Annotated in this window: 17 protein-coding genes; 3 read left to right on the top strand and 14 right to left on the bottom strand. The window is 46.4% G+C overall.

Features of this window, described 5'->3' with window-relative positions; translation table 11 throughout:
- Nucleotides 1-99 precede the first annotated feature (99 nt).
- The 5 genes from ABXR35_RS02355 to cysT all read right to left on the bottom strand — a co-directional run bounded on the left by ABXR35_RS02355 (nt 100) and on the right by cysT (nt 4,984).
- Nucleotides 100-915 carry an MBL fold metallo-hydrolase gene (locus ABXR35_RS02355; RefSeq protein ID WP_367054901.1) on the bottom strand — a complete coding sequence of 272 codons (816 nt, stop codon included), beginning with the start codon at nt 913-915 and terminating at the stop codon, nt 100-102.
- Between the two features lie 240 nt (nt 916-1,155).
- Nucleotides 1,156-2,238 carry a sulfate ABC transporter substrate-binding protein gene (locus ABXR35_RS02350; protein ID WP_367054898.1) on the bottom strand — a complete coding sequence of 361 codons (1,083 nt, stop codon included), beginning with the start codon at nt 2,236-2,238 and terminating at the stop codon, nt 1,156-1,158.
- 22 nt (nt 2,239-2,260) lie between these two features.
- A complete protein-coding gene (locus ABXR35_RS02345) occupies nt 2,261-3,325 on the bottom strand; it encodes a sulfate/molybdate ABC transporter ATP-binding protein (RefSeq protein WP_367054895.1) in 1,065 nt (354 codons plus the stop codon).
- A 1-nt stretch (nt 3,326) separates the two neighbouring features.
- On the bottom strand, nt 3,327-4,124 hold the full coding sequence (locus ABXR35_RS02340; protein ID WP_367054892.1) for a sulfate ABC transporter permease subunit: 798 nt from the start codon (nt 4,122-4,124) through the stop codon (nt 3,327-3,329).
- Nucleotides 4,121-4,984, bottom strand: coding sequence for a sulfate ABC transporter permease subunit CysT (gene cysT / locus ABXR35_RS02335; protein ID WP_367054889.1), 864 nt, complete (start codon nt 4,982-4,984; stop codon nt 4,121-4,123). Before cysT ends, ABXR35_RS02340 begins: the two co-directional genes overlap by 4 nt.
- Before the next feature lie 543 nt (nt 4,985-5,527).
- Between cysT and ABXR35_RS02330 the strand changes: the two genes are divergently transcribed.
- A complete protein-coding gene (locus ABXR35_RS02330) occupies nt 5,528-5,929 on the top strand; it encodes a secondary thiamine-phosphate synthase enzyme YjbQ (RefSeq protein WP_367054886.1) in 402 nt (133 codons plus the stop codon).
- Between the two features lie 287 nt (nt 5,930-6,216).
- On the opposite strand, the gene ABXR35_RS02325 is transcribed toward ABXR35_RS02330, so the two are convergent.
- From ABXR35_RS02325 to tkt, 5 genes are all read right to left on the bottom strand, one after another.
- Entirely contained in the window at nt 6,217-6,798 is a 582-nt protein-coding gene (locus ABXR35_RS02325; protein WP_367054883.1) for a TetR/AcrR family transcriptional regulator, read from the bottom strand.
- Nucleotides 6,799-6,962: 164 nt separating this feature from the next.
- Nucleotides 6,963-7,607 (bottom strand): YigZ family protein, encoded by a 645-nt coding sequence (locus ABXR35_RS02320; protein WP_367054880.1) that lies wholly within the window; start codon nt 7,605-7,607, stop codon nt 6,963-6,965.
- Between the two features lie 193 nt (nt 7,608-7,800).
- A complete protein-coding gene (locus ABXR35_RS02315; protein ID WP_367054877.1) occupies nt 7,801-9,156 on the bottom strand; it encodes a glucose-6-phosphate isomerase in 1,356 nt (451 codons plus the stop codon).
- 579 nt (nt 9,157-9,735) lie between these two features.
- The gene (ppnP, locus tag ABXR35_RS02310; protein WP_367054874.1) at nt 9,736-10,047 is read right to left on the bottom strand and encodes a pyrimidine/purine nucleoside phosphorylase; all 312 of its coding nucleotides are present in this window, start codon (nt 10,045-10,047) and stop codon (nt 9,736-9,738) included.
- 180 nt (nt 10,048-10,227) lie between these two features.
- Nucleotides 10,228-12,285, bottom strand: coding sequence for a transketolase (gene tkt, locus ABXR35_RS02305; protein ID WP_367054871.1), 2,058 nt, complete (start codon nt 12,283-12,285; stop codon nt 10,228-10,230).
- A 240-nt stretch (nt 12,286-12,525) separates the two neighbouring features.
- On the opposite strand from tkt, the gene ABXR35_RS02300 reads away from it, so the two are divergent.
- Entirely contained in the window at nt 12,526-12,948 is a 423-nt protein-coding gene (locus tag ABXR35_RS02300; protein ID WP_367054868.1) for a hypothetical protein, read from the top strand.
- A 419-nt stretch (nt 12,949-13,367) separates the two neighbouring features.
- On the opposite strand, the gene purU is transcribed toward ABXR35_RS02300, so the two are convergent.
- Together purU and ABXR35_RS02290 are read right to left on the bottom strand one after the other, a co-directional pair.
- Nucleotides 13,368-14,264: a formyltetrahydrofolate deformylase gene (purU, locus tag ABXR35_RS02295; RefSeq protein ID WP_367054865.1), complete on the bottom strand. Its 897-nt coding sequence runs from the start codon at nt 14,262-14,264 to the stop codon at nt 13,368-13,370.
- 362 nt (nt 14,265-14,626) lie between these two features.
- Complete coding sequence (locus ABXR35_RS02290; RefSeq protein WP_367054862.1) at nt 14,627-15,745, bottom strand: deoxyribonuclease IV; 1,119 nt, start codon at nt 15,743-15,745, stop codon at nt 14,627-14,629.
- Between the two features lie 669 nt (nt 15,746-16,414).
- On the opposite strand from ABXR35_RS02290, the gene ABXR35_RS02285 reads away from it, so the two are divergent.
- On the top strand, nt 16,415-17,344 hold the full coding sequence (locus ABXR35_RS02285) for a TIGR01777 family oxidoreductase (RefSeq protein WP_367054859.1): 930 nt from the start codon (nt 16,415-16,417) through the stop codon (nt 17,342-17,344).
- A gap of 267 nt (nt 17,345-17,611) precedes the next feature.
- Here the strand turns inward: ABXR35_RS02285 and ABXR35_RS02280 are convergent, their stop codons facing one another.
- On the bottom strand, nt 17,612-19,786 hold the full coding sequence (locus tag ABXR35_RS02280; protein WP_367054856.1) for a DUF6382 and FHA domain-containing protein: 2,175 nt from the start codon (nt 19,784-19,786) through the stop codon (nt 17,612-17,614).
- Between the two features lie 51 nt (nt 19,787-19,837).
- Nucleotides 19,838-20,350 carry an A24 family peptidase gene (locus ABXR35_RS02275; RefSeq protein ID WP_367054853.1) on the bottom strand — a complete coding sequence of 171 codons (513 nt, stop codon included), beginning with the start codon at nt 20,348-20,350 and terminating at the stop codon, nt 19,838-19,840.
- Nucleotides 20,351-20,389: the final 39 nt, after the last annotated feature.

Genomic DNA, 20,389 nt, shown 5'->3' with positions numbered 1-20,389 from the left:
AAGCAAAAAACGACGTTTTTCTTTCTTTTGCGCTGTTTTTCGCACTTCTTGTTTCACAAGTCATCTTACAGCATGTAGACAGCCTATCAAAGTATACGATTAATCATCTGACAGCAATGCCGTATAATTCCCCAGATCCGTCGTCATACCTGTACGAGCGGTAGTGGTTCCGACTGGTAATTCAAAGGATTGGCGTACATCTACTCCATGTGACATATGTGTAAAGATCGTTTGAATCGGTGCCACTTCATCAATCAATGCTTCCGCTTCCTTCATATCATAGACAGAACGCGATTCGTACAATGCTTCCTCATGCACATAGCTTGTTCCCAGCACCAGCAGATCCAGTCGGTCCAGCGGACGCTTCTGTTCCTCGGTCATGCCGATGGCATCTGGGCAATAGACCCAGCTAAAATCATGTTTCTCCAAACGATAGGCATAGGAATAACCATTGTGGCCATGATGGACTTTCCACGGTTGGATCTTCCAGCCGCTTAATGTCATGCCTTCATCGTTTGCAATCAGTTCTAGATGATTGACGATCCACGGATACTGACGCTGAATTAGGTCCAGCACCTCCTGTGGTGCAAATACCCGTCCTTTGATCTTTTGCCAGCGACAAGCATCCGCCCATTCCGGCAAACCGGCAATATGGTCAAAATGCGCATGTGTAATCACAATACTAGCAATATCTGCGCGCCGATTGATCATTTCCATTTGCAAACGCCAGTCAGGACCGCAGTCGATCAGGAAGTCGCCTTCCATACTTTCAATCAATACCGATGAACGCAGTCTACGGTTGCTACCGCCGCTCCTCGCTTCTTCACATACTTGGCAATCGCAGTACACTCTGGGAACTCCCATCGCATCTCCGGTGCCCAAAAACGTTAGTCGATCCACTATGCGTCCGTTCATTCAATCTTCTCTCCTTGCGCCTGATGGTGCCGTAATCGCGAACAGGAAAATTCAGGCTGTTTATATGAGTATAGTTATTTATATCCATGTGATGATACGTTAAAGTATACCATTTTCCTGTCATTTCCGGTATCCACTCAATCGAAGTTCCCAGAAGAAATAAACAATTTGAACCATTGTTTTTTTGGATCATCTAATAAAATAAGGGAAAAGCGACAAATTGTGCTTTTCCCTTTATTATCAAATACCTGCCAACACCTGATACCAGATGCCACGCTTGGAATATAGCGTACTCCGTACATTATCCCAGCCGCCCAAATAATTAATATCAAATAGACCAGACGGAATCGGATACTCAGCAGCATGTTTTTTAAATACCTGTTCATCGACTGGACGGAATCCATGCTTGGCAAAGATCTCCTGTGCCTCAGGTGTGTACAAGTAATTTAGAAAGGCTTCTGCTACTTTGCGTGTACCATGCTTGTCAACGTACGAGTCGACGACTGCCGCCGGATTCTCAATCTGAATCGTATCATCGGGAATCACCAGATCATATGGTGCGCCTTTTGCCATACGCGCCAGCAATTCGTTTTCGTACGTTACGATCACATCGCCTACCCCATATTCAAATGCCGCCATCGAGGCACGACCGCTTTTATCGAGCGATTCGATATTTTGATGCACAGCTGCTAGAAATGCTTTGGCTGCTGCCGGATCTTTTTTCCCTTCCGTGCGTTCGGATTGCTTCAACCCTGCACCATAAATGGCGTTAATATCCCATTGCGCACCACCGGAGGTTTTGGGATTGGGATACAGCACCTTCACACCGGGACGAGCCAAATCCTGAAAACTGTGAATCCCAAGCGGATTGCCCTTACGTGTACCGAGTACGACAACCGAGCGAGTGATCATGCCATGATACGGCTTCTCTTGCCAGCTATCTTTAACCAGACCGGCTTTGACCAGCTTGTCGATATCGCCTTCCAGCGACAGAATCGCCACGTCAGCCTCAAACCCACCAGCGATAGCACGTGCCTGCGTACCAGACGCTTCATATGATTCCTGAACATTAACGTTCTGCCCTGTTTTCTCTTTCCAGTATGCCTGAAACTTGGGCAAAATCTCACCGACTGCATCTTTAGCGACGCTATACGCACCGATCACCAGCGTCACATCGCCATCCGTGGATGAAGCAGCGGAAGCTTGTTGCTGATTGGTATCCCCATTGCCGCAGGCGGACAACAGCACACTGAGTAGCAGAACGACTGCCAGTAGCCCGCTGCTGTATGCACGCCGGCTCTTGCTTGTTTGTGTGGATTGCATGCCGGATTCCTCCTTCGGCTTTCTAGATAAACATCGATACATTGTCCGCTTTGAGTGAGTTTTCGGCAATCCAGCTTTCTTGATCGTTAAACAGATACGCGCGGTGGATTAGTACATGCACATCCTGTCCAACCTCCAGCGTTTCCTTTTCCAAGGAGCGATACGTGATCAAGCGGTTCGACCCTACCTCTACCTCTACCATCCATTGGCTACCGCGGAAGTGCATATGTCGCACTACGCCCTGCTCTGTCGCCGATAGCAGACGGAATTCGCTTGCTTGCCCAACCTCGATATATTCAGGACGAATGAGAGCACGCGCAACATTGTTATTTACCTGATGATCAAAGCCCTTGAGCTGCGTAATCTCATCAACCGTTGTGGACTCCCCGACAAAAGAAGCGACAAACGGCGTGGACGGTTGTTTGTAAATTTCCCACGGCGTACCCTTCTGCTCCACACGTCCACCGTTAATAATCATAATCTCATCCGCTACCTCGATCGCTTCATCCTGATCATGGGTGACGAAGATTGAGGTGATGCCTACCCGCTCAATCAGCTCACGTAGCCATGTGCGCAGTTCCTGCCGAATTTTGGCATCAATCGCGGCAAATGGTTCATCCAGTAGCAGTAGCTGCGGCTCTGGTGCTAGCGCCCGGGCAAATGCTACCCGCTGCCGCTGTCCGCCAGATAGCTGATGCGGATACCGATGCTCAAAGCCGGACAATCCGGTTAGTTCCACCAATTCTTGCACCCGCTCGCGAATTGCGGGCTTTTTCAGCTTTTTGACCTTCAAGCCAAAGGCGATATTATCAAATACCGTCATATGCTTGAACAACGCATAGTTTTGAAACACAAAGCCGATTTCGCGCTCTTGTGGTGGCAAATTGTTGACCTTCTTGCCATGAAATATAATCTCCCCGCTGTCCGGTGACTCCAAGCCCGCCAGAATACGCAGAATCGATGTTTTTCCGCCACCACTCGGACCAAGCAGACCGATCAGATGACCTTTTTCTATGGAGAAACTAACATCCTTTACCGCATGAAATTTGCCAAAATGCTTATCCAAATGCCGGACCTCGATATGCATGTCAGTGCACTTCCTTTCGTTTCTTCGCGCGTTCCATGAGCAGCAGTAGGGCAATGGAGAATACCGCCAGCACCAGTGCCACACCATTGGCAGCAGTCACGTTAAAGTTTTCCATATCCTGATACACCAGCGTTGTCGCCGTTTGTGTCTTGTTGATAATATTGCCCGATACGACCAGCACTGCGCCAAATTCGCCCAGTGAGCGCGCCACCGTCAATATCGTTCCATAGATGACCGCCCAACGAATCGACGGCCAAGTGACCTGCCAAAAGGTTCTCCAGCTATATGCCCCCAGCGTTGATGCTGCCTGCTCCTGATCGGTGCCGATCTCTTGCAGCACTGGCATCACTTCACGCACCATCAAGGGAAACGTCACAAACAGCGTAGCGATCACCATACCCGGAAAAGCATACACAACCTTGAAGCCGATCTGTTCAAAAAAAGCACCGACCACCGTATCCGGTCCGAGCAGCAATACGATCATCAAACCGCCGATTACTGGCGATACCGCATATGGCAGATCGACAATGCTATTAAAGAGCTGCCGCAGCCGTAGACTAAGCCAATTCGCCCGTACGAGATAAATGCCCATCATAATACCGAACAACCCGTTCAGCAGCGTTACGACCAGCACGATCAATCCTGTCATTTTGAGTGCATGCAGCGCCTCTGGACGGCTCAAGGCGGCGATGAATCCACCCGCACCATCACTGAATGCGCCGGTTGCCAGCACAATTAGCGGAATCAGAATCAGAATGCTGAATACCAGCCATGTGAGTGTAATCCATAATCGTCTCATTTGGCGTCCCTCCTCGTCTGCACCAGATTGATCAGCCACAGGATCAAGAAGGACAAGGTCAGCAGCATAATCGAGACCGCTGCTGCTCCCGCTTCATTGTCACTCTCCACTTCACTGAAAATATAAACCGAAGCGGTTAGCGTACGTCCAGGGATATTGCCAGCTACCAGTACGACTGCCCCAAATTCAGCAAGCGCTCTGGAAAATGCCAGCATCCCGCCGCTCAGTATCCCCGGCATCATCGCCGGCAATATGACATTAAAAAATGTCCGTGCTTTCGAGGCACCCAGCGTATACGACGCTTCCTCTGCCGACGTATCCAACTCCTCCAGCAATGGCTGAATGGCCCGAATCACAAACGGAAAGGTAACGAATACCATGGCAACAATAATGGCCGGCTGATGAAATACCAGATCCAATCCGAGTGATGCTGCTGCCTGACCAACGAGACTACGCGGACCGAGCAGTACGAGAATCATCAAACCGCCGACCGCTGTTGGCAAGGCAAACGGCAGATCGACCATACTGTTTAGCAGCGATTTGCCTAGAAAATCGTATCGCACGAGAACCCAAGCCGCCATCGTGCCAATCACCGCATTGATCAAGGTGGCTATCAGCGCCAGCTTCAGCGTTAACAGCACTGCTTTCCAAGCGATCGGATCACTGATATTTTCCAAAAAAGCTGACCAGCCGTCCGATAACGAATTCACATACACGCCAGCGATCGGCAGCACAATCAAGATCAAAAAGTACAGCAGAACGGTGGAACGAAATCCCCAAGTCCATCCTTTGTGTCGAATAATTGTGTTATTCACGCTATGACTCCTTTGCCTGTTCCCTGTTGTATTGCGATTATTCATTGCCAATAGATAACTCTTACAATGGATAGTAACCATAGATCAGATCATACCTAGAAACAATACGTGGAATCTCTCATCATTTCACCCTATCAAGCGACGTTACAGTATATGCTCCATGTCACTCATCCCATTCTCTGTATATCGCTCAATGCTCTTTTAACCTTTATTCCTATTCGTATACTTGGATTTAAATCTTAGCCATACTTTAGCAAAATGGACACATTAGCGTCAACAACTGTCATACTTTTTGTCAAAATGATTAATAGTCCTTTGCGATGGCTATAATTTTGACGTTTTCATGGCGAAAAAGACTGTCAAAACGCCCTTTTTGCGCGCTTTTCCACTCATTCGGCAAGGGGTCTGGAATTATGTTTTGTCACTGTTGGAAAACTGCTTCTTCCTTCAAAGATGACATACATTGCTATAAAATCGGGTAATATACAAGCAGAAAATGTCTTCAATACGTCCGTTTGCCGTCATTTGTGTGCATTCGGCAGCAGTGTAACCACCACACTGAAAAAAAGTAGCGAAAGAGGGATCATCATGTTGGAAACGATGCAATTATCCACCGGAAAGCGCGACGAGATGAGAGATATTACACGCGAGGTTGCCGCAGTAGTCAGCCGCAGTGGCGTGCAGGAAGGAACCGTTCTGATTTATTGCCCACATACCACCGCAGGCATCGCCATCAATGAAAATGCCGATCCTGATGTTAAGCATGATGTATTGATGCGTCTGGACGAAGTATATCCGTGGGAGCATCCAAAATATCGCCATATGGAAGGTAATACTGCCTCCCATCTCAAATCCATCACCACCGGTCCATCGCAAACGGTCATCATCCATGATGGCAAGCTGCTACTCGGTCGCTGGCAAGGCATCTATTTCTGCGAATTTGACGGCCCACGCCAGCGTCAATATTTGATCAAAATTATGGCGGGTTAATTATTAGGTAAAAAAGGATAACCAAAAAGGCGGCTTCCTGATCATGCTGTATCAGGTAAGCCGCCTTTGATCGTATTCCCACATATGAGTATCTACAGGCAGATGCTCCCCCCGTCTACTCCCGCTATAGGGATTCAACGTTTTGACAGGGGAAAGCCTTAAAGCATATCGACGCACGTACTTCATCCTTTGCTCCAGTATTCAGTTATATCCATGATACGGTTACGGTGTTGCACCTCGGTAAGGATCGGTTGTATCGTCCATGTAGGCTAGAATGGTCTGTGTGGTTACAATACCCGGCACAAGGTCTTTACATGCGCTACCGCTGCCGCTTCCACTTCCTCAAAGCTCACGCGATCCTGAATATAATATGAAATAAAACCCAGAATCGATAAAAACAAGCTTAGCGGTACGGTATGCATCGCTTCCAGCGAATGCTCGTTCAGATCCATCTGCTGACGTACGATCGAGGCGAACACCTCAAAACATCGCGCTTGTTCAGCACGACAATAGCTCAACAGCTCTTCATCGCGAATCATAAACATAATTTCATACTGGTGGGCATTATTCAGCCCAAAACGGATAAATTCCAGTAGCAAACGTTCTACCTGATTGTTGTCGCCTGTGTCTGGTGCTTCTTTGACCTGAATCAGCAACTGACAAAGATGGTCAAAATCCTCCATCACAATGGCATAAAACAACTCCGCTTTTTCCTTGAAATGATAATATAGCGAACCGTGGCTATATCCGAGATGTTGACCGATACTCCGCATCGAGATTGCGCGGTAACCTTTGGTCACAAACAGATGCCTAGCTGCCTCCAAAATTCTCTCTCTTGATAACTCCTGCTCAACCGCTCTACGCGCCATAGTGTGATTCCCCTTCAAGCAAGCATTTGGCCTAACGGGCTTGCGACTGTGTAACGGTCTGGACCATCAGCAGATCCATCATCTGCTATTGTGCCGGATTGCCAACCCCAAAGGCATACCGGTCTTCCGTTCGTCGCATTCCCTGTATGGAATATGTCATCATCCTAATCCTGTTCAATCAAATAGTGCTGTTCTCCCGGCATAATCTCTGCCTGTCCTTGGGTCAAATCAGTCATCCACGCCTGAAATGCCTCTGCCTCACTAGCAACCGGCAAGCAATGCAAAATCACCTTATCCGTAAATTCTGTATCGCCCATCACAATGCCGCGATTGCGCAATTCATTCTCCAATTTGCCCAGCCATGTGTATTCAATCTCAACCAGCACTTCCTGATGAAGCACATTGGTGATCGACTGTCCGGCTTCAATAGCAGCAACCGCCCCGTCCGTATAGGCACGAATCAGCCCGCCTGCTCCTAGCATAATACCGCCAAAATAACGCGTAACCACAATGGCGATATCCTGCAACCCCTGATGTTTGATCACCTCCAAAATAGGCTTGCCCGCTGTACCGCTTGGCTCTCCGTCATCGGATTGGCGCTGAATCTCACCCCGTGAGCCGATCAGATAGGCAGAACAGTTATGGGTGGCGTTCCAATGTTGCTTTTTGATGCTCTCGATAAATTCAAGCGCTTCTTCTTCGGTTGCCACCGGTTTGGAGTGACCAATAAAACGTGACTTTTTAATCACAATTCCCTTGGCTCCAGCTTCTTTTATCGTTTTGTAGCGTTCCGGCTTATCCGTTGTCATGATGTCCCTTTCCTATGCGAGTTACTAAAGATATCATACACCATATTTAGGTATCAAGAAAGCAGCCCCCTGACCCTTCGGCCAGAGAACTGCTTTCTCCATGAAGTTTATCCTATTTTACATCAAAAGTAGCTTCCTCGAAAAGAGTTTTCAATCAGCTTCTTTTGCAGAGATGCGAAGAATGTTTACACGCTTATTCGGACAGACGTGCTTCCAGCTCTTCTTTTTGTTTTTCAAAGCCCGGTTTGCCGAGCAGTGCAAACATATTCTTTTTGTATGCTTCTACGCCTTCTTGGTCAAACGGATTCACGCCGGACAGGTAGCCGCTGATTCCGCAAGCTTTCTCGAAGAAGTACACAAGGTAGCCAAACGAGAATGGCGTTTGATCTGGAATATTTACGATCAGGTTTGGTACTTGACCGTCAGTATGCGCCAGCAGCGTACCTTGGAATGCTTTTTTGTTAACGAAGTCCAGTGTTTTACCAGCCAAGAAGTTCAGGCCGTCCAGATCGTCTTCGTCTTTTTCAATCGTGATGTGGCTTGCTACTTCTTCAACCTGAATAACGGTTTCGAAGATGTTGCGGCTACCATCCTGAATGAATTGACCCATGGAGTGCAGATCAGTCGAGAAATCGACAGCTGCTGGGAAGATTCCTTTAAAGTCTTTGCCTTCACTTTCGCCGTACAGCTGTTTCCACCATTCGGATACGAAGTGCAGGGATGGCTCATAGTTCACCAGAATTTCGATTGCTTTGCCTTTACGATGCAGTGCATTACGCACAGCTGCATATTGGTAACTTTCGTTTTCGGCAACATTTGGGTTGCTGTATTCTTTGGCAGCGGCAGCAGCACCGTCCATGATTTCTTGAATATCTACGCCAGCTGCGGCGATTGGCAGCAGACCTACTGGTGTCAGTACGGAATAACGTCCGCCTACATCGTCAGGAATGATAAAGCTTTCGTAGCCTTCAGCATCTGCCAGTGTTTTCAGCGCGCCTCTAGCACGGTCAGTTGTTGCATAGATGCGTTTTTTCGCTTCTTCTTTGCCGTATTTTTTCTCCAGCTCGGCACGGAAAATGCGGAATGCAATCGCAGGTTCAGTCGTTGTACCGGATTTGGAGATAACGTTTACGGAGAAGTCTTTGCCTTCAATTGCTTCCAGCAGGTGGTTCACATACGTGGAGCTGATGTTGTTACCAGCGAAGTAAATTTCAGGCGTTTTGCGTTTGTCTTTTGGCAGTACATTGTAGAAGGAATGCGTCAGCATCTCAATCGCTGCGCGCGCGCCCAGATACGAACCACCGATACCGATAACGATCAGTACTTCGGAGTCGCTTTTGATTTTTTCAGCCGCTTTTTGGATGCGGGCGAATTCTTCTTTGTCATAGTTTGTTGGCAGGTCGATCCAGCCCAGATAGTCGGAACCTGCGCCTGTACCGTTGTGCAGTTGTTCATGTGCGAGACGAATTGGCTCGGCAAAATAATCCACTTCATGTTGAGCGACAAAAGAAAGAGCTTTGCTGTAATCAAATTTCACTTTTTTAGACATAATATCGTTACCCTCCCAAAATGAATTCATGATACACGTGGTTTCTGTATCCAACATCCTGCCGGCAAAGATTCTCTGTACCGATCAGGTTTACCCGTCTTTCAGTATGACGCCATGATTGTCGCAATGCAAGCGATCTGCCACGGGCTGTCAGTTGATACGATACGTGTGCTACTGTCGAAATGAGCGGAATGATTCTGGATGTGCCGGCAGCAGCTTTTTACCATACCTATATCTTTACCCGGTGTTGCGACAATCAAAAACGTCACTATACTTCCGTACGGTTCCCGCTTCGTCTGCTTGCTCCCTTTCGTATACAGGTCACAAGCCTACAGAAACTATATCCCTTGAAATGAATGGTTGGGATTTCCCCAACACGATGCAGAAACGAAACTGTACGGAAATACATGTATTTCACCCAAACGCCAGTATAACGGTCGTTATCAGCGTCTGCCAATGATGTATGTTATGGCAGCAAACTAGCAATGCTGCTGAAGCTTAAAAACAGGCAATAGGTCGAAGTGTAACTATTCTAAGCCTAAGCCATTCTAATCAAGGCTATCCTAAGCTAAATACGTATTAAGCGTACGAGCAACAGTAATCCGTAACGGTGCTGATTTCAAGCTTGAAGCTAGAATTCGCAGGTACTTCAAATGTCGCTTGACCGTCGATATGCAGCCATTCGTCACTACCTGGTAGCAGAACAGACAGCTTACCTGCTAGAATCTCCATCGTCTCGTGACTATCTGTACCAAATTCGTATGATCCCGTTAGCATAATACCGAGTGTCACTTTACTACCGTCGGGTAGCAGTACAATTCGGCTCGTTACTTTACCGTCATAATATACATTGGCTTGCTTGACTACCGTTACATTTTCCAATTGGCTCATTGATCATTCCGCTCCCCGTTTGGTTGATAATCATCGTTTCACAGTATCTCTTTCTCGATACGGACTTGCTACGAACATATCAGAAAAAAGCGCAGGGTGGCGCGGGCCACCTCTGCACCTTTTCTGTTCATGGCAAGGTATTTGCTGTACGGCAATCACCATTGCCATGATTGTATGAAATTAGGACAGCAGTCCTTTTACTTTTTGTACCACGTTATCAACTGTGAAGCCGTACTCAGCGATTACGCGATCGCCAGGAGCGGATGCACCAAATGTAGTGATACCCAGGATTGCGCCTTTGTCGCCAACATAACGTTCCCAACCAAAGGTTTGTGCCATTTCGATCGCCAGACGTGGTTTCACATCAGGCAGCAGGACGGAATCGCGGTATGCTTGATCCTGTTTCTCGAACAGCTCCCAGCTTGGCATGCTGATTACGCGAACTTCGATGCCTTCGGAAGCGAGTGCTTCTTGCGCTTTAACAGCCAGTTGCACTTCGGAACCTGTAGCGATCAGTTGAGCGACTGGTTGACCCGCTTTCGCATCGGATACTACGTACGCACCTTTTTTGATGTTTTCGCGTACGCCGTCTACTGTACCTGGCAGGATTGGCAGGTTTTGACGAGTCAGTACGAGTGCGATTGGACCGCCTTTGTTCTCAACAGCATGTGCCCATGCAGCCGAAGTCTCGTTACCATCCGCAGGACGGATTGTAGTCAGACCTGGGATGATACGCAGGGAAGCCAGTTGCTCGATCGGCTCATGCGTAGGACCATCTTCGCCGACAGCGATACTGTCGTGAGTCAGTACATACGTTACAGGCAGACCCATCAGAGCAGCCAGACGTACAGCCGGACGCAGGTAATCGGTGAATACGAAGAACGTACCGCCGAATACTTTGATACCACCATGCAGAGCAATACCGTTCATTGCGCCAGCCATTGCAAATTCACGTACGCCGAAGTAGATGTTACGTCCAGCGCGAGTTTCTGGTGTGAAGTTGTCCAGACCTTTCAGGTGAGTCATTGTGGAGCTCTCCAGGTCAGCGGAACCGCCTGCCAGTTGAGGAACACCATTGATCAGACCATTCAGTGCATTACCGGAAGCAACGCGTGTCGATACCGCTTTGTCTTCTGTGCTGTAGAATGGCAGTTCTTTATCCCAGCCATCTGCCAGGTTACCAGAGAATGCAGACTCAAATTGAGCAGCCAGTTCTGGGTTTTCTTGTTTGTATTGAGCGAACATGTCGTCCCAAGCTTTGTTTGCTTCTACGCCGCGTTCTTTAACTTTAGCAAAATGTTCACGAACTTCGTCTGGTACATAGAAATCTTCTTCGTATGTCCACTCGTAAGCTTCTTTGGTCAGCTTCGCTTCTGCAGAACCCAATGGGGAACCGTGCGTACCGCCGTGACCGCCGATACCTTGTTTGTTCGGGCTACCGTAACCGATCACAGTTTTCACTTCGATCAGGGTTGGACGGGAAGTGTCTGCTTTCGCTTCTGCCAGTGCAGCTTCGATTGCAGGCAGATCGTTACCGTCTTCTACGCGCAGCACTTGCCAGCCATAAGCTTTGTAACGGTCTTCTACGTTTTCGGAGAAGGACAGGTTTGCTTTACCATCCAGCGTAATATCGTTGGAATCGTACAGCATGATCAGTTTGCCCAGTTTCATGTGACCTGCCATGGAAGCAGCTTCACTTGCTACGCCTTCCATCATGTCGCCGTCGCCACAGATTGCATAGGTAAAGTGATCGATTACATTGGCATTGCCTTTATTGTAAGTTGCAGCCAGATGGGATTCCGCGAGTGCCATACCTACTGCCATCGCTACACCTTGACCCAGAGGACCAGTTGTTGCGTCAACACCTGCAGTGTGACCAAATTCTGGGTGACCTGGAGTTTTACTGCCCCATTGACGGAATTGTTTGATTTCATCCATTTCCAGACCGTAGCCGGACAGGTGCAACAGGCTGTACAATAGCATGGAGCCGTGACCTGCGGACAGCACGAAACGATCGCGGTTGACCCAAGTTGGGTTAGCCGGGTTATGTGTCATCGTTTTAGCGAACAGTTGGTAGCCCATTGGAGCGGAGCCCATCGGCATACCAGGGTGTCCAGAATTCGCTTTTTCGATCGCGTCGATCGAAAGCGTACGAATGGTGGAAATCGACAGATTGTCCACTTTAGAGTTTTCGGATTTGTTGATGCTTTGTTCTTGCTCTTGTTTCTTGTCAGTCATGTTAATCCTCCTCATTCTTCTTGGTAAAGCGAGGTGCTCAGGTTGTATCTCATTTGAAACAAGGTGGTATATTTCAGGATCGTATATATTCCAAATGAAATGATTCCCCTTGAGTCTTTCAATTTGACTTATTAACCCTTCGTCCATTGTAACACTTGTTTCGGCAGTTTGCCATATCGTTATTTTGTTCCACTGTATTTATACCCAATATCGCATATACGAAAAGAGGAGTGCTGCATTTTGCATCGGATTATTAAAGAAGGATTGCTTGCTGGGTTGATCAGCGGCATCGTGCTCGGCTTCGTATTGAAATGGATTCAGCATGTCACGGGGGTGCTGGTCTACACATTATTGCTGAATGTTGATTTTGTTCCACTGCTGCCAGATGTGTTGCCCGAATGGTTAGAGTTCACCATGCACCTAGTTGTTGCGCTGGTGCTGGGCGTATTGTTTCGATGGTGGATTACACGCTGGTCTCATCCGTGGCTGGCAGGATTAGTGCTAGGTGCAGCATCGTCGCTGCTGTTTTTCCCACTCTCTATGCTGTCAGACCGTGTACCTGCGGTAAATGATGGAACTGCTTATATGTACTGGCTAATTGGACATCTGGTATATGGGCTGGTATTGGGTGCGGTTGGTAGATTGCAGATGCGCAGACGTTGATAAACGATCAGGCGATGCATTTCAGCCAATGATAGATTCAGCTTTCCACGAGTATAGATTCAGCTTTGATCGAGTATTCGTTCAGCTGATTATAGAATGGTTCTATTTTCGCTACCATCATGTATAATTTATCATTTCAATATGAGCAGCACGTTAAAAATAACAACGTTTTGCATCAAGTTGAATATGTATCTATGATCAAACTCATTTGATATAACATTCGCCTGAACAACATACACAGCGATAATACAGAAGAAGACAACAACATAGCTATAAAACATTTAATATAGAAATAATAAAAAGGCTACTCTCTTATGAAGAGTAGCCTTTAATCTTACCCATAACTTGAATTGGTTGTGTGGACATTCTAATACTCCATACTATTTCATTCATTTTGCTCATTTGGTTCGTTAGAATGATCAGTTAAACACAACCGTCTTATTCTGATGCACCAAGATGCGATCCTCTACATGCCACTGCACGGCACGAGCCAGTACGACACGCTCAATCGTGCGACCGATGCGTTTCAGTTCGTTGACATTATCGCTGTGGCTTACGCGCTGTACGTCCTGCTCGATGATTGGACCTCCGTCCAATTCCTCCGTCACATAGTGAGCCGTCGCACCAATGATTTTCACACCACGATCATAGGCTTGTGCATACGGCTTGCCGCCAACAAATGCTGGCAAGAACGAGTGATGAATATTGATGATTCGGTTGCGATAATGCTCAATAAAGGTTGGTGAAATGATCTGCATGTAACGTGCCAGCACGATCACATCAATATCGTCGCCAATCACTTCCAGCTGACGACGTTCTGCCTCCTGCTTCGTATCGGCAGTAACTGGGATATGGTGAAATGGAATGCCAAACGATTCTACATAACTCCGCATATCATTGTGATTGCTCACAACCAGAGCAATTTCCGCATCCAGATCGCCAGCTTGCCAGTGCCATAACAATTCCACCAGACAATGATCTTCTTTGGAAACAAAGATGGCTAGGCGTTTTTTGCGACTAACCTGATTGATATTCCAAGTCATACCAAAGCGGTTGGCAATCTCTAAAAAGTCCTCTTCCAGCGCCTGCAAATTCTGTGCCAGTTCCGGCAAGTCAAATTCGACACGCATAAAAAACATACCGCCATCCGGGTCCATCGTATACTGGTCAGACTGTACGATATTCGCGCCATGCTCATACAAAAAACGCGATACGGCAGCCACGATACCCGGACCATCTGGACACGAGATCAGCATACGTGCACGATGTTGTTGGGGTTCACGCGGGGATTGATTTTGTTTTACATGTACTTCCATGAGACTTAAAATCCTCCTTCAACAATGGGGCAGTTTCGTTCGATATGGCAAAATATCTTATCTTACAATCTAGGTGATATTCAGCATATTGTAAATAGCTGAATCCTGCTCCTGCTGTCTGTATGATAACAGCAACCTGTTCAGATGAATAATGTTCTAAAACGACTGTCTGTATCCGGTGGACAGCTGTACCATAGCGCATATATGATATCTATCGACACTATCCTAATATAACGCATTAAAGCAGAAAAGAATATACTAAATTAATCATGTGTTTTCGCTTGCTTTCTGCTATACCAAAAAACCTCTGTAGCTGAATGTGTGAGCATCCTATCTACAGAGGTTTATGATTGCCAGACCTATTATAGAGCGTTTTTACCTGCCAGCCATGCAATCAGACGCTTGTTGATCTGTTCTTCATTCAATGCTGCAAACAAACCGTCCGCTGCGATCAGATCATACAGACGCTCTAACGGTTCACGCGGATCGGCTTTGCGTGCTTTAGCATCATTTTTTAAAACACTCCAAGTGTCCAGTACATAAGGACGTGCTTCAATACCTTGACCTTCGAAGAAATGATGTATTTTTTGCACATCTTCCACAAATTCGTTGCCAAAACGTCCAGCTACATCGCCGCGCAGCAATGCAATTTCAATTTCGTACATCGGATTTTGTTTTTTCGCATCTTTACCGATCCACGGTGTTTCCAAAATAAACGGACGTTCACTCAGCTTCTCGTGATGAACGAGTTGATTCAATGCTTCAAAACCAATCCAGCCACTACCCAATGGCGTATGACGGTCCTTACCTGCACCGACTGGATTTTTGCTGTCATTGACGTGCACCACAGTAATGCGATCCAAGCCGACAGTCTTATCAAACTGTTCCAGCACACCATCCAGATCATTGACCAGATCATAACCGGCATCATGCGTATGACAGGTATCAAAGCAAACAGTCAGGCGGTCGTTATGCGGAACCAAATCCATAATGCGCGCGATCTCCTCAAAGCTACGACCGATCTCTGTTCCTTTTCCCGCCATTGTTTCCAGCGCAATATTTACGTCTGTTTCTTTGACACCAGCCAACACCTGCTCCAAGCCTTCCGCGATCCGTTTTATACCAAATTCTGCATCCATATCGGTAAAAGCGCCCGGATGCAGCACAATATTATGAACGCCAATCGCATGGGTGCGATGAATTTCTTCTTGCAGGAAATTCACAGCCAACTCATACGTATGTTCTTTGTACGAACCCAGATTGATAATATACGGAGCATGTACGACGATTTCCTCGACGCCCATCTCATTCATTTTGGCTTTACCTTCATCCAGAAACATGGTGTCCATCGGCTTACGACGCGTATTTTGCGGCGCACCGGTATATATCATAAATGAGCTGGAGCCATACTCATCCGCCTCATTTGCTGCGCTTAATAAGCCTTTATTGGAAAACGATACGTGGGAACCTATTTTTAACAAGTTATTTCCTCCTTAGTGAAATGTGCAGGATTGTTGTAAGTGTTTTGGGTAGAACGTGACTACAGCTAGAGTATGATTGTAGCTAGAACGTGATTATAGCTAAGACATGATGGTAGGTATAACAGTTTAATGGATTAATATTGCAATTGGATATAGACGTAATTTGTTGAGATGAAGCCAATATTTTTTTTGTAATCCACAACAAGTACAATACTCGTTCTCACATCTGTCTTCTAGGCATGGCAATACGCTGTAAACCGGAATATACACGCTAGCCCGTTACAGGAATCTCAACTATTTTAACGCGGATGCTTCAATAAAGCCAGAATGTGGACATGAACAATGGATTAAATTTGGATGTGATTACGTTAGGCTTTGAGGATGTCTTTCTAAAGCTTTGTTTATGTAGCAGATGGATGTGGGGTTGGTAATGAGGAAGAAAAGAAAAACTGGAAATGGTAAGGAAACTAGAAGTTTTGTAGATTTCGTGTGAATTTATCGTATGATCCAGTCTCTAATGGTTAATAACAGGTAAAGACGCTTTCTGTAATCTATGTGTTTGCTTATCTTTTCTTTGCTATCATAGCTTTCTGTATATTTCCTTCTTTATATTTTGGAGCAGTCCATATTACGAAAAATACACATACATTTACCTGAGGAGGAATAGATATGAAAATTGCAATTTGTGGTGGAACGGGTTTTGTGGGCAAGCATTTGATGCCATACTGGTTAGATGAGGGTCATGAGATGATTGTAGTCACTCGCAAGGTTTCGCCGGAGCAAGCTGGATCGGGTCGTATCCAATATATCACATGGGAAGATATGGAGCAGCATCCTGAACAGCTAGAAGGTATTGATGCACTTGTAAATCTATCTGGTGAATCGCTCAATCAACGCTGGACCACCAAAACCAAACTAGAACTGGTGGAATCGAGAATGCGCACGGTGAATATCGTATCCAAAGCGATTGAAAAGCTGGAGCGTAAGCCAGAAGTGGTTGTACAAGCTAGTGCGATGGCGATTTATGGTACATCTGATACTGAAACATTTGACGAAAGCAGCGAACGACGGACGATGAATTTTCCTTCCAGTCTGGCAGAGCAATGGGAAGCCGTTGCGGAAAGTATCAAGGATGTGCGTTTAATCAAGCTTCGTGTCAGTCTGGTACTTGGCAAAGATGGTGGCGCTTACCCACTCATGACATTGCCGTATAAATTATTTGCAGGTGGCAAGCTCGGTCCCGGCAAACAATGGATCTCTTGGATTCATATTGACGATATGGTACGCCTCATTGATTTTTGTGTCAAAAACAAAGAAATCGAAGGTCCGATCAATGCCTCCTGCCCCGGTCCGGTTCGTTACAAGGAATTTGGTACTACCGTTGCCAAAGTACTGAATCGTCCGCATTGGCTGCATGTACCTTCGATTATGATTTATTCTGCACTTGGAGAAATGGCTACTATTTTGCTGCAAGGACAGCGCGTCATTCCGCAAAAGGCATTGGATCATGGATTTACATTTTTATATCCTAGTCTGGAACCTGCTATTATGGACTTGGAAGATAAACAACAGACTGCTGCCAAAAGTGAACATGCTTAACAGCATATAAATAACCTATCGTATAACTTAAAACCGCTCGTATAGCTAAAACCGCTGTTATCAATCAACGACAAACCAATGCAATATGCCGGACTCAGTGATGAGGTGTTTTCACTATTCCTGTTCGGTCATTGCTTGTTTGAATGATTGTACAGCGGTTTTTATTTAGGTATTCCTGATTTATGGTGTTAATTTATAGTGTTGGTTTGTGGTGTTCGATGTATGCTCGTTTACTCATCCCACCTTGCTTACCTATACGTTCAGCAGCTACATGTCCAGACGCAATGTATACATCGCTTTGGCTACTTTGAAGGAATCGCCATTTTGAATCGGATACGCTTTGTAAGGAATCAATGCTTCGCCGTTCAATATGGTTCCATTGCGCGAGCTTAGATCCTTGATCATCACTTGTCCGTTGCGCACTTCAAGTTCAACGTGATTGCGGGATGTTCCTACTGACTTTTCGTGATAATGAACACCGTCATCTGCTCGTCCAATAATAAAACTCCCCGCTCCAAGACGGATCGTTTCAATGGAATGCCCATTTGCTTCACGCCGTTCCAAATATCCACGAAAGACTGATTGTTCCTCATGAGACTGTGGTTCCAGATCATCCAGAAATACCGTTGCCATATGCGAGGATAAACTCTGCGTGGGTGTATTGTTTATTTGCATAGATTGTTCGGATTGATCAAAGCCAGATGGATTGGCATGATTGTTGGAATGCTGTGCTGCGTATGAAGGCTGCGGTGTATGGATAGAATGCTGCTCTGCATAGTCATTAGGTTGACCTCCTCTAAATCCTTGTCCAGCTGCTGACTGCGAAGAGTCAGATTGATACGTTTGGTTATTGTTTATAACCGAGAAATCTGTAGGCTGCTGCCCACCATAAACATTGCCTACTTTGAATTCATTGCCGCGCTGTGAAGCATCGGCAGCCGCTGACCGACCGAAAAGCTCTGCTGCACTTTGCTCACGCTGAAAAGCTTGTTCCATCGAACGATCAGATGCTTGATTGCCGCTTCGTACATTTCCAGCAGCAGGAATCGATGTCGGGTAGCCCGCATTCCCTTTATGAGTTGCCGACATTGCGGCTGCGGACTGACCAGCAAGCTCCGGTTGCCAGCGCCATGCTTCCTGATTCGCTTCATCGTTATGTTGTTTCTTTTTGCCAAACAATGAGACTGCTGGCTTCGATGGCATAGCCGTAGACGTATCTTCTGCAGCTTTTGACGTTTTACCAATTGCGATTTTCCCTTTGATAATCATATAAATGGTCAACAGTGTAGCAATCGTCAATGCACCGCATCCGTACAGCATCATATCATTGGCATGCTCCATATAACCGTAACGCCAGATCATAGCAACCAGCAGCGCGCCGCCAGCCAATACATACGTTCGATAAGCGGAAGGCAACTTTGAAGGTTCAGTTTCCATATCTCCTGTGTCGGGCTGGATATTCAAACTCCCTGCTGAGCTTTCCTTCTTTTTACCAAATGCCAATAACGAGCGTTTTTTTTCTGCTTCAGGAAAGCCGGATTTAGTATGGGATGCTGCGTGTGGTATGGATGATCCATGAGCAGCAGGATGTCCGGCTTGATGGATTGTACGAGAATTCATGGAAGCTGACAAAGGAGCGTCATTTCCTCTTTCTGCTGACATACCATAAGAAGCCGCTTGACTGCTATACCTACCATTCATGTCATTACCATTCGCAACAGACGACGATTGTCCATAATGATCTCCCATACTTCCTTGATCCGCAGAATTCATTCTTCCACCATACCCACCGTTCCAATCCCGATCACCGGGTCGCGGCATACGCATGGGTGAGTTTACAGAAGATTGATCATGATGTGCTTGCCCTCCTGCCAGCAAATCCATCAGCATATATTTGAGTTCCGGTAAAGTAAAGGTATCGGATTGGCAGTAACGCAATATACGCTGTACATCGTTACCACTTAATTCACGAACTGCCGTCATCCAATGAGACGCCAATTTGCCGATTTGCTGCTGTACCGGTTCTTCAGTCAACATGACGGTGCAAGGAATATACGTTAGAAATAATTTCCCTGCCTGTAATGAACCTTCTACAAACATATAATCCTCATCCAGCACATAGTTGGACAGAGATAGCATATATTGACTACTCTCCTCCAATGTCGTTACTAGTTGCAATAATAAGCCAAAATATTCGGCAATGCCGATCATCTCGCTTTGCAGACAATGCTTCAGCATACGCTTGCCAGTAATATCGTAACGAAGCTGCGCCTGCAAATTCACTTCATGCAAATGCAGCTGCAAAATTCCGCGAATTCGACTGGATAGCATCATCCCGCTCTGTGTACGGCTCAAATCGCTATGCTGAAATCCTTCTTCACGTTGGATTACCATAAACGTTTTGCCATCCTGAATAAAATCCTGTGTTAATGTCGTACTCATTATGTTCATCCTTTCCCTGCTCATCGCCCGATGTTGTTTTGCAAATTCCGTTTATCCCATATACAAATAGCAAAATAGTACACCGGGCAGCACTGCCGTCATAAATGGAAATGTTAAGTATTGCTTGTGTTCGGCATCATCTGGACGCAGTTTTTGCTTCCATAGCAATGCGCCTGTAATTTTCCGCAGTACATTACGCATACGAACTATCGTTTCCCGCCGCCATAGCATAATCACTAATCCGATCAAACCAGCAAACAGGATCGAGTACATCATCACCTGTGCCGTCATCCCAAGTCCTAGCCATACGCCAATGCCTGCGAACAATTTAACGTCCCCAGCGCCAACTGCACGAAATAGATACAATATCAGCATCAGTCCGAATCCAAGCAATAGCCCTTTACCGGAAAACAGCAACCCTTCTGTCTTACTGGTGATACCGTGATAGACCAGCCCGCTGATTACGAACAGTAGATTAAGCAGATTCGGAATTTTGCGTGCTGTTATATCTGTCCAGAATGCCCACAGAATAAAAATGCCGCTGCCGATAAATACAGTTTCCATTACATTTGACTCCTTTTGGTTTGATATGGCAGAGAACAG

The sequence above is a fragment of the Paenibacillus sp. JQZ6Y-1 genome, from assembly GCF_040719145.1.
Taxonomy (GTDB): Bacteria; Bacillota; Bacilli; order Paenibacillales; family Paenibacillaceae; genus Saccharibacillus; species Saccharibacillus kandeliae.
The sequence above is the reverse complement of the archived record's forward strand: the minus strand, read 5'-3'. Positions and strand labels throughout refer to the sequence as shown.